The sequence below is a fragment of the Caballeronia sp. LZ008 genome (genome assembly GCF_031451435.1).
In the GTDB taxonomy this organism is placed as follows: Bacteria; Pseudomonadota; Gammaproteobacteria; order Burkholderiales; family Burkholderiaceae; genus Caballeronia; species Caballeronia zhejiangensis.
This window is the reverse complement of the sequence record NZ_JARUXK010000004.1, coordinates 857,348-869,513: the sequence shown is the minus strand read 5'-3', so window position 1 is coordinate 869,513 and position 12,166 is coordinate 857,348. Positions and strand designations below refer to the sequence as shown.

Below are 12,166 nucleotides of genomic sequence, written 5' to 3'. Positions count from 1 at the left end.
TACGATGACCCCGGCTCGCGGCCCGGTCCCGCGTCGATGGTAGCAGCGCGAGGCGTGTCATCTGCGTGGGCCGCCGCGCACTGCCGCAAAAAAATCCCAAACAATCCGAGGACATTCCATGCACGCCGCTACGGCATTCAATCTGGTGCTCGTCTCGTTGATCGCCATCATCGCGCTCGAAGTGCTCGCCAAGCGCGTGCGCCTGCCGCCCGCGGCCGCACTGCTCGTCGGCGGCGTCGCGATGGCGTTCGTGCCGGGCCTGCCGCAATTCGAGCTCGACCCTGAGCTCGTGCTCGTCGTGTTCCTGCCGCCGCTCCTGATGTACGGCGCGTACTTCTTCGTGTGGGACGACTTCAAGCGGAACCTGAGCGGCATTCTGCTGCTCGCGATCGGCGCGGTCGCGTTCACGACGCTCGTCGTCGGCGTCGCGGTACATCTCGTCGTGCCGCAACTTCCCTGGGCCGCGTGCTTCGCGCTCGGCGCGGTCGTCTCGCCGCCCGACGCGGTCGCCGCCAAGGCCGTGCTGGAGCGCGTCGCGCTGCCGCGTCGGCTGATGGTGCTGCTCGAAGGCGAAAGCCTGCTCAACGACGCCGCCGGCCTCGTGCTCTTCCGCTTCGCGCTCGTGGCCGCGATGAGCGGCGTGTTCAGCGCGCCACGCGCCGTCGCGAGCTTCGCGGGGCTGGCGATCGGCGGCATCGTCGTCGGGATCGTCGCGGGCTTCATCGCGGTGAAGCTCATGCGCGCGCTCGAGGACGATTACCTCGTCATCACCACGTCGATGCTGACGTCGTGGGTCAGCTATATCGCGGGCGAGGAGCTCGGCGTATCGAGCGTCATCGCGACGGTCACGTGCGGCATGGTCGTCGGCTGGCACCAGCACGAAGTGTTCACGGCGGCGCAGCGCATGCGCGGCACGGCGTTCTGGCAGGTTGTCGTGTTCGTGCTGGAAGCGCTCGTGTTCGTGCTGATCGGACTGTCGCTGCGCGGCATCGCGGTGCGGCTCGGCGGCGTCGGCGATGCATTCTCTCTCCTCGGACCCGCGACGGCGGCGGTGATCGCGGTCGTGATCCTATCGCGCTTTGTCTGGGTGTTCGGCGTCGAGGCGATGAAGTGGCTCGCGTGGACTGTCACCGGACGCAAGCGTGCGGACGCCGCAGGCGTTCCCGACTGGCGCGCGGCCACGGTCGTCAGTTGGGCCGGCATGCGCGGCGTGGTGACGCTTGCCGTCGCACTTTCGTTGCCCGAGACGATGCCCGGCCGCGATCTGATTGTGTTTGCCGGCTTCGCGGTGATTCTCGTCACCGTGCTCCTGCAGGGCGCAACAATCGGCCCGCTCATCGCGCTGTTGTCGCTCACGCGCGGTCACGAGCGCTCGTCACGCCATCTCAGCGAGCCGCAGGCGTGGGCGCGCATGGAGACCGCGCAACTGGCGGCGATCCAGCCACTGGTGCACGACGCCGATGGCAATGTGATCCATCCGCGACTGCTCGAGCAATACACGTATCGCGCGGGACTCACGAAGCGCTTCGAGGACATGGAGGAGTTCCCGACGGATGCCCGCCACGCGCACTACGACGTCGTGCTCGCCGCGATTGCCGCCGGGCGCACGGAGTTGCTGCGGATGCATCGCGCGGGGGAAATCCACGACGAGCTTCTGCATTCGCTGGAGCACGACCTCGATCTTCAGGAGATCATCGCGCTTCATGCGCGCGGTTGAGCAGGATCGCGCGCCCATGTTTCGTCGCACTGCATCCACGCATAGGCCGTGACGGTCGCGCGCGCGTTGTTCCTCAGGCGGATGAGCCACTCGCCCGCGGTCGCGCGGCGCACGCCGCTGCGCGTGGCGGTCGGCGCGAGCGCGACGAGGATCATGTGCCCTTCGCCGCGCGCGCCGCGCCCGAGATGCACGACGGTGCACACGGGATCGCCGCCGCGCGTAAACGTGCCGACGTTGCCGAGCCCGATCCATGCACTCGCGACGTCGTCGGGCGGCACGATCTGCACGTCGACGCCAGGCGTTCCATCACGGGTCGACAGCCAGATTTCCGCGAGACTCGGCGATTCGGAATGCGCGCGCACGCGCCAGCGCCACTCCGATTCCGCGCGCTCCGCGAGCGTCGATGCACCGCGACAGCGCGACAAGTCGACATTGCCGGACGGAAGCACGACCGAGCATGCGCCGCTGTCCATCAGTTCGTCGAGCGCGCATTCGATGAGCGAGCTGCCGTCCTGCTGCCACGCGACATTGCCGATATTCAGACTGACGAGCGCATGACACGCCGCACTGCCGATGTCCTGCGCGCGCTGCACGACATAGCGGACGGCGTCGAGTACTTCCGCATCGGGGCAAGGGCCGAACGCGTCGCGCATCGTGCGATAGCGTCGTTTGAGTTGCACGCCGATCATCGGCAAGGGCGCGTCGCAATCGGCTGTCGATTGCGTGCGCGACGGATCGTACATGCATGCGCCCGCCGCTTCCGCATGAAGGCGCGCGTCGCCCAGAAGCGCGTCCATCTGATGTTTGAGCAGCTCGCTTCCGTAACCGAGCCCGGCTGCGGAGTCGGCGGGATCGTTCTGATTCCAGAAGCATTGAAAGCGCGTGCGCGTTCCGTTTGCATCCTCGGAGAATCGCGGATGCGTGAACGCGATATCTTCATCGCACACGCCGACGATCGCATTGCCCAGCCCTTCGCGCATCGGTACATGATCGGCAGGCACGCGTTCCGTACGCGCATCGACGTGCGTTGGAATCGCCAGCGCCTCCGTGAAGCGCTCGAACTTGCCCGCGAGATCGGTGTTCAGATGCGCGAAGAATTCGCGCGTCACGTGAGCCGTGCAGAAGCGCGTCGCTTCGAGCCCCGCGGGCGGATCGCGATAGAGCGCCGACATCCAGATCCAGCGTTGCCAGCCGTTACGCTCGATCGTCTGCGCGAACTGCTGCGCGGTCTCGCCGCCCTGCTTCATCTCGATGGCGATGGGAATTCGGCCGCGCGGCATGCCGCCGAGATCGCGATAGCGCGTCGCGTGCGCCCACACGATGTATGGATCGATCCGCGCGATGGGCTCGAACGCCTCGCTCACCGTGCCGATCTCCCAATGCGGGCTCATCTTCGCTCCTGTCGCCTGCATTCCGCCGACGATTGGTCGCCATGGCCGCGACGCGCGCGAATTTGTCGGTTGATTATTTCGGGACCCGAAAGAACTTAGACGTTCGCTAACGAATAACGTAGTCACTCGGACGACGAGAAGCAAGCGGAATTACGCGCGGGAACGCTCGCCTCGCGCTTGCCCTTCGCGCGCCTTGCAAGCAGGTTCAAACCTTCGACGAATCCCGCGAAGCCCATCGCCGCGTAGATGTAGCCCTTCGGCACGTGCGTGCCGAAACCCTCGGCGATCAGCGTCATCGCGATCACGAGCAGGAACGAGAGCGCGAGCGTCACGACCGTCGGATTGCGTTCGATGAAACGCGAGAGCGGTTGCGCGGCGAACAGCATTGTCGCGACGGCGAAGATGACGGCGATAAACATGATCGGCAGATGCTCGGTCATGCCGACCGCCGTAATGATGCTGTCGACGGAAAACACGAGATCGAGCAGCAGGATCTGGCCGATCGCAGCCCACGCCGTCATGCCGCCGACGCTCGACGCGACGCCGGGCACGACATCGTGCTCGCGTCCGACGTGATGACGCATCTCCGTCGTCGCCTTCCAGACGAGGAACAGGCCGCCCGCGAGCAGGATGATGTCGCGCCACGAGAACGCATGATCGAACATGGAGAACACCGGCGTGGTCAGTTGCGCGATCCACGCGACCGTGCCGAGCAGCGCGAGCCGCATGACGAGCGCGAGCATGATGCCGATGCGCTGCGTGCGCGCGCGTTGCGCCACGGGCAGCTTGTTGCTGAGAATCGAAATGAAGACGAGATTGTCGATGCCGAGCACGACTTCCATCACGATCAGCGTGACGAGCGCGGCCCAGACGGCGGGATCGGCGGCGAGCGAAAGGAGATATTCCATGAGCAACAGGGTTTTTGATTGAACGTATCGCGCCATGATCGGCTGAACTCGTACTCGAAAAAATCAGCGATAATCGAAGCCCTACTTCGGTTTTTTCGATGTATCGAAAAGGACGCACGGCACATGCTCAACTATCGTCATCTGCATTATTTCTGGGTTGTCGTGAAGGAAGGCGGGTTCGCGCGCGCAGCGGAACGGCTCGACATGGCGGTTCAAACCATCAGCGCGCAAGTGCGTGAGCTGGAAAAATCGCTCGGGCATCAACTGCTCAAGCCGGAAGGCCGCGGCGTCACGATGACCGAAGCGGGACAGGTGGCCTTCGCGCGTGCGGAGGAAATCTTTCATATCGGGCAGTCGATTCAGGACGAAGTGCGCGAGGCGGCGAGCGGCGCGCTCGCGCGTCTCGCGGTCGGCCTGTCGGATGGTATTTCGAAGCTTGCTGCGCACGCGCTGCTCGCGCCAGTGCTCGGCAATCCGTCGCTGCGTCTTCTGTGTCACGAAGGCGAGACCGACGAACTGCTCGGCGAACTGGCGCTGCATCGGCTCGATCTCGTGCTCGCGAGCCACCCCGCGCCGCACAATCACAATCTGCGTCTCACGAGCGAGCGGCTGATCGCCTCGCCGGTCGACTGGTACGGGCCGGCTTCGATCGTGCGCAAGAGCGCGATCGATCGTTTCCCTGAAAGTCTCGCGTCGCTGCCCATTCTTTTGCCGACCGGCCATTCGTCGCTGCGGGCAAGGCTCGATCGATGGCTGGAGGCGCAAGGCATCGCGCCGCGCATCGTCGGCGAATTCGAGGACAGTGCGCTGATGGCCGTGTTCGGCGCGCGCGGCCTCGGGGTGTTTCCGCTCGCGGAATTCGGCGCGGGCGATGCGCCGCTGTTGCGCGGACTGCGCTGGCTCGGCCGCTCGCCGGACGTGAAAGAGGAAGTGCACGCGATCGTGTCGCGGCGCGGACGGCATCATCCGTTGACTCAGCAGGTGCTTGCGCGAGCCACGAGCTAACTTCGGTTTTTTCGAAGCTCACGTTCCGTTCAATCTGCTTTTTCGGATCGCGACCGGCCTTTACGCTGAATCCATGTTCAACGAGGAGGCGTCAATGAAAGTCCTGTTCAAGTCCCGCGACCCCGAAGCCATTGCGATGCACGAGCTTGCGAAAGCGCGCAGCGAATTCGTCTTTCGCCGTCTCGCGTGGCTGATCTCGAAGGCGACCGTCAGCTTGTCGGACATCAACGGGCCGCGCGGCGGCGTCGACAAGCGCTGTCAGGTGGAAGTGCAGTTGAATCGGGAAAACAAGGTCGTCGCGACGTCGATTGCGCGCGACTGGCGCGGAGCCATCGATCTGGCGCTGGGGCGCGCCGTGCGCTCGCTGGTGCGCCGGCGTCAGCACGTCAAGCCGACGCGCCGCGTGCGTGCGCGCAGCCTCGCCTGGCATTTCGCGGAGGAGCCGGCGCTGCAGGAAGCAGTCGATCCCCGCGTGCGCCTGATGAGAAAGATGGCCGGCGCGTAAGCCGCGATCACGCGGGTTTGCGGATCAGGAGCGGCGTGCGCGGCGCCGCATGTTCGATGGCTTCGAAGCCGCCTTCCGGCACCGAATCCATCGACATGAACAGCGCCCGCATCTCGGTGCTCAGGCCGTGAAAGTGACAGAGGAACGTGTTCCGGTCCGCGTAATACCAGGGCGTGTTCAGTTCGCGAAAGCTCACGAGTTCGGGCGAATCCATCTCGGGACACAGACCGTGCGCGATCAGTTGCTCCATGAACACATACTGGTCGCCCTGACTCGAAAACGTGTACTGGATGTCCTCGATCTCGCGCACCTTCGCCAGCACGGCGTCGAGCACGTTCGTATTCGCCTCGGTGTTGCGAAAGCCCATTACGCCCGAATTGAAACGCCAGCCGCAGATGTCCGCGGTCAGCACGCGTTCGCGCCCTTCGGTGAACTTCTCCAGTTTCACGCTCCGGTTCATCGCGATGATGTCCGCGTCCATCCAGAAAACCCATTCGTGCTGCGGCAGGTACTTGCTGAGAAGAAAAGGCTTGGCCCAGTTGCCGCACGCATCGCGGCCGAAATCGGCCGGCACTTCGCGATGCACGTAAAGCGTATAACCGTGCTGCTCGCAGTACGCACGCAGACTCGCTTCGCCGAAGCGCGCATAGCTCGCGATGTTGGGCGTATAGAGCATCACGACCGCGATCGGACGTACCGGCTGATACACAGAAAGCGGCTCGTTCGAATCGCTCGACATCGGCGCTGCATCGTCGAAAAAGCGAAGATCGCCTGACGCGTGACACGCGCTCACATGCCGCGCGAACACCGCGCGCCACAGCGGCCCGTACTTGCTGTAAAGGCGCGGCGTGTAGACGATCGACACCGCGACGACTTCGCGGCCACGAATATCCGGATGCTGGCTCGCCCACATCGACGCGATCGGCACCACGCCGTTCAGGTCGTCCCAGTCGGGCATGGTCGGCAGGGCTTCGAGCAGTTCCTCTTCCGTGACGAACTTGCCGTATTCGAAGTATTTGCGGCATTGCGCGGCGAAGCCACGAATCATGCGCCGGTTCTCTTCATTGTTTCGCAGCACGAACATCTCGGTGTTAATGCCGAAATGCCCTTTCGTGACCAGGACGTCGCGGTCCGCCATGATCGGCTCGAAGTCGTGAAAGCGGAGGAACAACGCGTTTTCCGTGGCGAAAATGACGAGTTCGCCCTCTTCGGCCTCCCGCAGTACGTCGTTCAGCAACTGGTATTTGTAGAGCGTGCGCAATTCGAGCGAATCGACGCAGCCGGATATCGGCTCGAAACGATGCTTCGCGTTCGCGCGCCGGCAATATTCGATGTGATTGTCGAGCGATGATGTCGCGTTGCGATCGGAGAAACAGCTAACCAGAGTCACCATGGCGGTTCAACAGTCGGAAGACGGAAAGCGAGCAGATACGGACGACCCGCCCGGATGGAACATCCGAGCTTATCCGGCCCGTCTCGTGGATTTGTAAATTATTGCGTCAAATCAGCGGATTGCCCCTAGGAATAGGCCGATTCTCAGCATTTCTTGAGACGGGTCGACGGCGCGGTCAGCGATGCTATTGCGTGTGTTCTTGTCAATCCGCAGTAGGTGCTCGCGGCGGCGTTCGTGTGCGCGACGTCGAGTCTCGCGTCGTTCGGACATCTCGCGGGGAAACCGGCGCTCGCGTGGCTGTCGCTGAGTGCGCTCTTTGTGACGGGCACCGGCACGGGCGGCGCGATGCTCGGCGCGCCCTGGTTGCCGCCGCGCGTTTTCGAAGCGGTAGCCGTGCCGGTCGCGATCGCTGCGGTCAGCGTGTGCGCGCTCGCGGTGTATCGCGCGCGGCATCCGGCGACGCCGGACGGCGCCGCGGCGGCGACTTCGGGCGAGCCGCGCACGAGCGGCGCCTGAGCGGCGGCATCACCCCGACACCGCCACGCGCGGCGCGCGCATCGCGGATGCGCCGTCGAGTTCCGCCTTGCCGCATTCGAACGCGAAGTTCGCGGCGGCCTGCGCCGTCGCAAACGCGCGCATCGGCCCGATCGCGCGCCGCACACCGCCCGGCCGCTCGATCAGAAGCGTCGCGACGAATTCTCCAGCCCGATGCTGGACGATGACCGAAAGCTCACAGCCTCGATATTCGATTGGGGTGGAGTCCATCGCTGACCTCGTTTGCCTGAATGCACTGGGAGAACTCAATCTACGCAAGGTCCGCGAAACGCGTAACCCCGCGTGTGAGTGGCTGCGAACGCATGCCGAGCGATTGTTCCGCGCAAACGTTTCACCTTGCCGTCGGTGGAAATGAGAATTAGTCAGAATTTTGCGGGAGTTTTCCTAAGTCTGTATCCTGCATCGGAACAGACCGCACGAAAGTTGCCGGAACCTTCCGAATCCGACCTCGCCGATGACAAGAACCCAGAACGAACGACATTGCAGAACGGCCCTTCGCGCGATCGCTTTCGCGCTACTCGGCATTGCGAGCAGCGCGGCTCACTCGCAGGAACTTTCGTTTCTGGCTGGCGCACTCCAGAGCAGCAGCCAGAACACGTATTCGTGGGAAGCGAATTATCGTGAAGGGCTCGGGCCTTACGCCGCCTGGAGCTTTTCCTGGCTCAACGAGGGCCATATTCCCGATCATCACCGTGACGGGCAGGCGCTGCAGTTATGGGGACGCCTGCCGCTCTGGAACGAGCGGCTGGAATTGTCGGCGGGCGCCGGGCCGTATCGCTATTTCGATACGAGCGAGGCGCAGTCGGGCGGCGAATACTCGAACACGCACGGCTGGGGCGCGATGTTCACGCTGCGCGCGGCGTATTACTTCGACAACCGCTGGATCGCGGAGATGAAGCTCAATCGCGTGCAGGCATTCGGCGGTCCCGACACGACCGCGCTGCTCTTCGGCATCGGCTATCAGCTCGACGCGCCCGAAGGACGCGGACCGCGCGCGCGCCCCGTGTCGCGCACGACCAACGTCACCAACAACGAAGTCACGGTGATGCTCGGCACGACGATCCTCAACAGTCCCGACTCGGAAACGAATCTGGCGGAGAGCATCGAATATCGGCGCGGATTGTGGCGTTACTTCGACTTCACCGCGTCGTATCTGCACGAAGGCGGCCACGTCCAGTCGCGCCGCGACGGCGTTGCCGCGCAACTCTGGGCGACGCGCGCGTTCCTGAATGACAAGCTGACGCTCGGCGTCGGCGCGGGGCCGTATCTGTCGATCACGCAGAACGACGATCTGGCGCAGAACCGCACCGGCGACGGACGCTTCTCCGGTCTCGTATCGGTGTCGGCGAGTTACCGCTTCTCGGATCGATGGCTCGCGCGCGTGACGTGGAATCGCATGGTCACGCGTTACGACCGCGATGCGGACATCATCGAAGCGGGTTTCGGCGTGCGTTTCTAGACTCGGAACTCAGAACAGCTCTTTCTGACCGGACATCAGCGCGGTGAAATCGTCGCGCAGGAAAGGCAGAATGCCGTCCGCGACCGGCTGAAGCTGCTTGCTGACGTAGTGCTCGTAGTCGATCGGCGCGTGGCGCGCTTCCACCGGTTCGGGACCGGCCGCCGTCATCACATAGCTGATCCAGCCGCCGTTCTGATATTGCAGCGGGCGTCCGGCACGCGCGTTGTACTCATCGGCGATGCGCGCGGCGCGCACATGCGGCGGCACATTACGCTGATAGTCGCCGAGCGTGCGGCGCAGGCGCTTGCGATAGACGAGCAGTTCGTCCAGCTCGCCGCGCCGCGTGCGTCCGACGTACTCGCGCACGTAGTCCGCGTATGCCTCACCCTTGAAGACGCGCAGGTAAAGCTCCTGCTGGAAGCGTTGCGCGAGCGGCGTCCAGTCGGTACGCACCGTTTCGAGCCCTTTGTAGATGATTTCCTCGCTGCCGTCGGCGCGCGTCGTGAGGCCGGCGTAGCGCTTCTTGCTGCCCTCTTCCGTGCCGCGGATCGTCGGCATCAGAAAACGCGTGAAATGCGTTTCGAACTGCAATTCCAGCGCGCTGTCGAGCCCGAAGGTCTCGCGCAAATGCTCGCGCCAGTATCCGTTGACATGCGCGACGAGCGCGCGGCCGATGCGCCCCGCGTCTTCCTCGCTGCGCGCGCGCCTCAGCCAGACGAAAGTGGAATCCGTATCGCCGTAGATGACGCCGTAGCCGCGCGCTTCGATCAGCTCGCGCGTGCGATGCATGATTTCGTGACCGCGCATGGTGATCGACGACGCGAGACGCGGATCGAAAAAGCGGCAGCCGCTCGATCCGAGCACGCCGTAGAACGAATTCATGATGATCTTCAGCGCCTGCGACAGCGGCTTGTTGCGCTGACGCTTCGCCGCTTCGCGCGCTTCCCACACTTGCGCGACGATCGCGGGCAGACAGTGCGTGTCGCGTGAAAATCGCGCGCCGCGAAAGCCGGGAACCGTGGCGGTCTCGTCGGAAGCCGCCATGCCTTGCGCGAGCCCGGCCGGATCGATCAGAAACGTGCGGATGATCGACGGATACAGGCTCTTGTAATCGAGCACGAGCACGGAATCGTAGAGACCGGGACGCGAATCCATGACGAAGCCGCCGGGACTGGCTTCCTCGGGCACGTCGCCGAGATTCGGCGCGACATAGCCGAGCCGATGCATCCGCGGCATATACAGATGCGTGAACGCCGCGACCGATCCGCCGCTGCGATCCGCCTGCAAACCGGTGACGGTCGCGCGCTCCAGCAAAAACGGCAGCAGTTCGGTCTTGTCGAAAACTTTCGTGACGAGTTCGCAGTCGCTCAGGTTGTAACGCGCGAGCGCGAGCTTGTCTTCCTGAAAGCGCCGCTCGATCTCGTCCATGCGCGCGTACGGACTGTCGATGGCCTTGCCCTCGCCTAACAGCGATTGCGCGACGTACTCCAGGCTGAACGACGGAAAATTCCACGTCGCCGAACGCAGCGCCTCGATGCCGTCGATGACGAGCCTGCCCGCGATCGACACGAACCAGTGATTGCGCTTCATGCCGTGCTCGCGCCATTCGACCGTGCCGCCGTCGCGGCCGAGCGTAAGCGGCACGCCGTAGTCGTCGGCGTGCCGCTGGAGGATGCGCAAGTCGAACTGCACGACATTCCAGCCGATGATCGCGTCCGGATCGTGATGCGCGATCCACGCGTTGAAGCGGCGCAACATGTCGGCGCGGGTGTCGCAATAGTCGAGCGCGAAATCCGCTGGCTCGGCGGCGCCGGTCGGCGGTCCGAGCATGTACACCTGACGCGCGCCGCAGCCTTCGAGCGCGATCGAATAGAGATCGCCCTTCACGCTCGTTTCGATATCGAGCGACACGACGCTCAGCGACGGCCGGTAATCCGGCGCGGGCTTCAGTTCGCTGCAAATGTAACCGTCGCGCGGCGCGCCTTCGAACGACACCGGCGCCGTGATAAAGCGCTCCATCAGATAGCGCTCGTGCGGACGGATATCGGCCTCGAAGACATTGACGCCGGCGCTTCTCAGGTTCTTTTCGAGCGCGAGTAACTGACGATACTGCGGGCAGTAAAGCCCGAGCACCGGCTTTTGACGGAAGTCCTTGAGCGGCAGCTCGCGCAGATACGTGTCGCGCACGCCGGCGACGACAGGCTCCGCCTTCGCGCGATCTTCGGCGCGAATGAACGCGACGCTCGTCTGCGTCGCGATGCGGATCTTTCTCGGGCCGTCGTCGGTCGCGAGCCAGAAATCGACTTCCGTCCCTGCCGCGGTGTCGCGCCAGTGGCGAGTCAGCAGAAAACCCTGTTGTGCGGTAGCCAAGCCGTTATCTTCGAGAGCGCGTGCCATCGAAGCATTTTACTGGGCGGCAAAACAAAAAAGCCCGGCACGCCAATCGGCGCCGGGCTATGGATTCGGGAAAACGGACGAGAAGTAAAACGCGGTAGCGGCGAGCCGGACATCCACCATCCTCGCGGACAGTCCCCGGAAGGAAAGCCGGCGGCCGCTACCGCCTAAGCAGCCTGTGCGACCAGGCTAGCTCGTTGCGGCTGTAACGCCGCTACTGCCGCTACGTTAGCGAGTACCGTGTGCTCCGCATGCTCCGGCACTTCGTTCTTCGACATCACTACCTCCAGCGCGGCTTCTTTGCTGGCCTGTTTCGCGGCCGCCGCTTTCTTGGTCTTCCCCGCGCGTGACGGCGGCTGGCAGGCCCCGCACACCACGTTGTTCTGCAAATCATGTTTGTGTGCGACAAACTTCCCGGTGCAGCGGCAGCAAGCCGTCATCTGCAGCATGCCCGCGTCGAAGAAGCGCACAAGAGTCCAGGCCCGCGTAAGATCGAGTACCGCCTCGGCGCCGCTATGGTTGCAGTGCTCGAGATACAGCCGATACCCCTTGGTCAACGCATCGAGATGCGAACAGCCGGCTTCGTTCTTCAGGAACGTATAGGTGTTATAGAAAAGCGATGCGTGGATATTGGCGAGCCACGTCATGTACCAGTCGGCCGAGAACGGCAGCATGCCCTTCGGCGGCGACACGCCCTTCACTTCGCGATACAGGCGGATCATGCGATCGCGCGAGAGCGTGAGTTCGCTCTCCAGCACTTGCATGCGCGCGCCGAGCTCGATCAGCGCGATGGCGCGGAACACTTCCTGGGCGTCTTCAGTGAGGCTCTTCTTCAGCAT

The 12,166-nt window shown here is 63.9% G+C and carries 11 protein-coding genes; 5 read left to right on the top strand and 6 right to left on the bottom strand.

From position 1 onward, the window contains the following. Positions 1–118: 118 nt before the first annotated feature. A complete protein-coding gene (locus QCE49_RS28905; RefSeq protein ID WP_175979337.1) occupies positions 119–1,717 on the top strand; it encodes a Na+/H+ antiporter in 1,599 nt (532 codons plus the stop codon). Here the strand turns inward: QCE49_RS28905 and QCE49_RS28900 are convergent. Together QCE49_RS28900 and QCE49_RS28895 are read right to left on the bottom strand one after the other, a co-directional pair. Next, positions 1,702–3,108, bottom strand: a complete 1,407-nt coding sequence (locus QCE49_RS28900; RefSeq protein ID WP_250456755.1) for a hypothetical protein — start codon at positions 3,106–3,108, stop codon at positions 1,702–1,704. The genes QCE49_RS28905 and QCE49_RS28900 overlap by 16 nt on opposite strands. Before the next feature lie 122 nt (positions 3,109–3,230). Then, positions 3,231–4,016: a TerC family protein gene (locus QCE49_RS28895; RefSeq protein ID WP_008353360.1), complete on the bottom strand. Its 786-nt coding sequence runs from the start codon at positions 4,014–4,016 to the stop codon at positions 3,231–3,233. A gap of 123 nt (positions 4,017–4,139) precedes the next feature. Here QCE49_RS28895 and QCE49_RS28890 point away from each other — a divergent pair, with 123 nt between their 5' ends. Both QCE49_RS28890 and QCE49_RS28885 read left to right on the top strand, forming a co-directional pair. Further along, positions 4,140–5,021, top strand: coding sequence for a LysR family transcriptional regulator (locus QCE49_RS28890; RefSeq protein WP_008353361.1), 882 nt, complete (start codon positions 4,140–4,142; stop codon positions 5,019–5,021). Between the two features lie 94 nt (positions 5,022–5,115). Continuing rightward, a complete protein-coding gene (locus QCE49_RS28885) occupies positions 5,116–5,526 on the top strand; it encodes an HPF/RaiA family ribosome-associated protein (protein WP_008353363.1) in 411 nt (136 codons plus the stop codon). Between the two features lie 7 nt (positions 5,527–5,533). Here QCE49_RS28885 and QCE49_RS28880 read toward each other — a convergent pair whose 3' ends face one another. Beyond that, entirely contained in the window at positions 5,534–6,919 is a 1,386-nt protein-coding gene (locus QCE49_RS28880; RefSeq protein ID WP_250456754.1) for a hypothetical protein, read from the bottom strand. Between the two features lie 234 nt (positions 6,920–7,153). On the opposite strand from QCE49_RS28880, the gene QCE49_RS28875 reads away from it, so the two are divergent. Then, positions 7,154–7,435 carry a hypothetical protein gene (locus QCE49_RS28875; RefSeq protein WP_250456753.1) on the top strand — a complete coding sequence of 94 codons (282 nt, stop codon included), beginning with the start codon at positions 7,154–7,156 and terminating at the stop codon, positions 7,433–7,435. Between the two features lie 9 nt (positions 7,436–7,444). On the opposite strand, the gene QCE49_RS28870 is transcribed toward QCE49_RS28875, so the two are convergent. Continuing rightward, positions 7,445–7,684 (bottom strand): hypothetical protein, encoded by a 240-nt coding sequence (locus tag QCE49_RS28870; RefSeq protein ID WP_008353367.1) that lies wholly within the window; start codon positions 7,682–7,684, stop codon positions 7,445–7,447. A 244-nt stretch (positions 7,685–7,928) separates the two neighbouring features. Here QCE49_RS28870 and QCE49_RS28865 point away from each other — a divergent pair, with 244 nt between their 5' ends. After that, entirely contained in the window at positions 7,929–8,933 is a 1,005-nt protein-coding gene (locus tag QCE49_RS28865; protein WP_250456752.1) for a hypothetical protein, read from the top strand. 9 nt (positions 8,934–8,942) lie between these two features. Here QCE49_RS28865 and QCE49_RS28860 read toward each other — a convergent pair whose 3' ends face one another. Beyond that, entirely contained in the window at positions 8,943–11,330 is a 2,388-nt protein-coding gene (locus QCE49_RS28860) for a DNA polymerase II (RefSeq protein WP_250456751.1), read from the bottom strand. Between the two features lie 164 nt (positions 11,331–11,494). Next, the gene (gene flhC / locus QCE49_RS28855; protein ID WP_008353370.1) at positions 11,495–12,166 is read right to left on the bottom strand and encodes a flagellar transcriptional regulator FlhC; all 672 of its coding nucleotides are present in this window, start codon (positions 12,164–12,166) and stop codon (positions 11,495–11,497) included.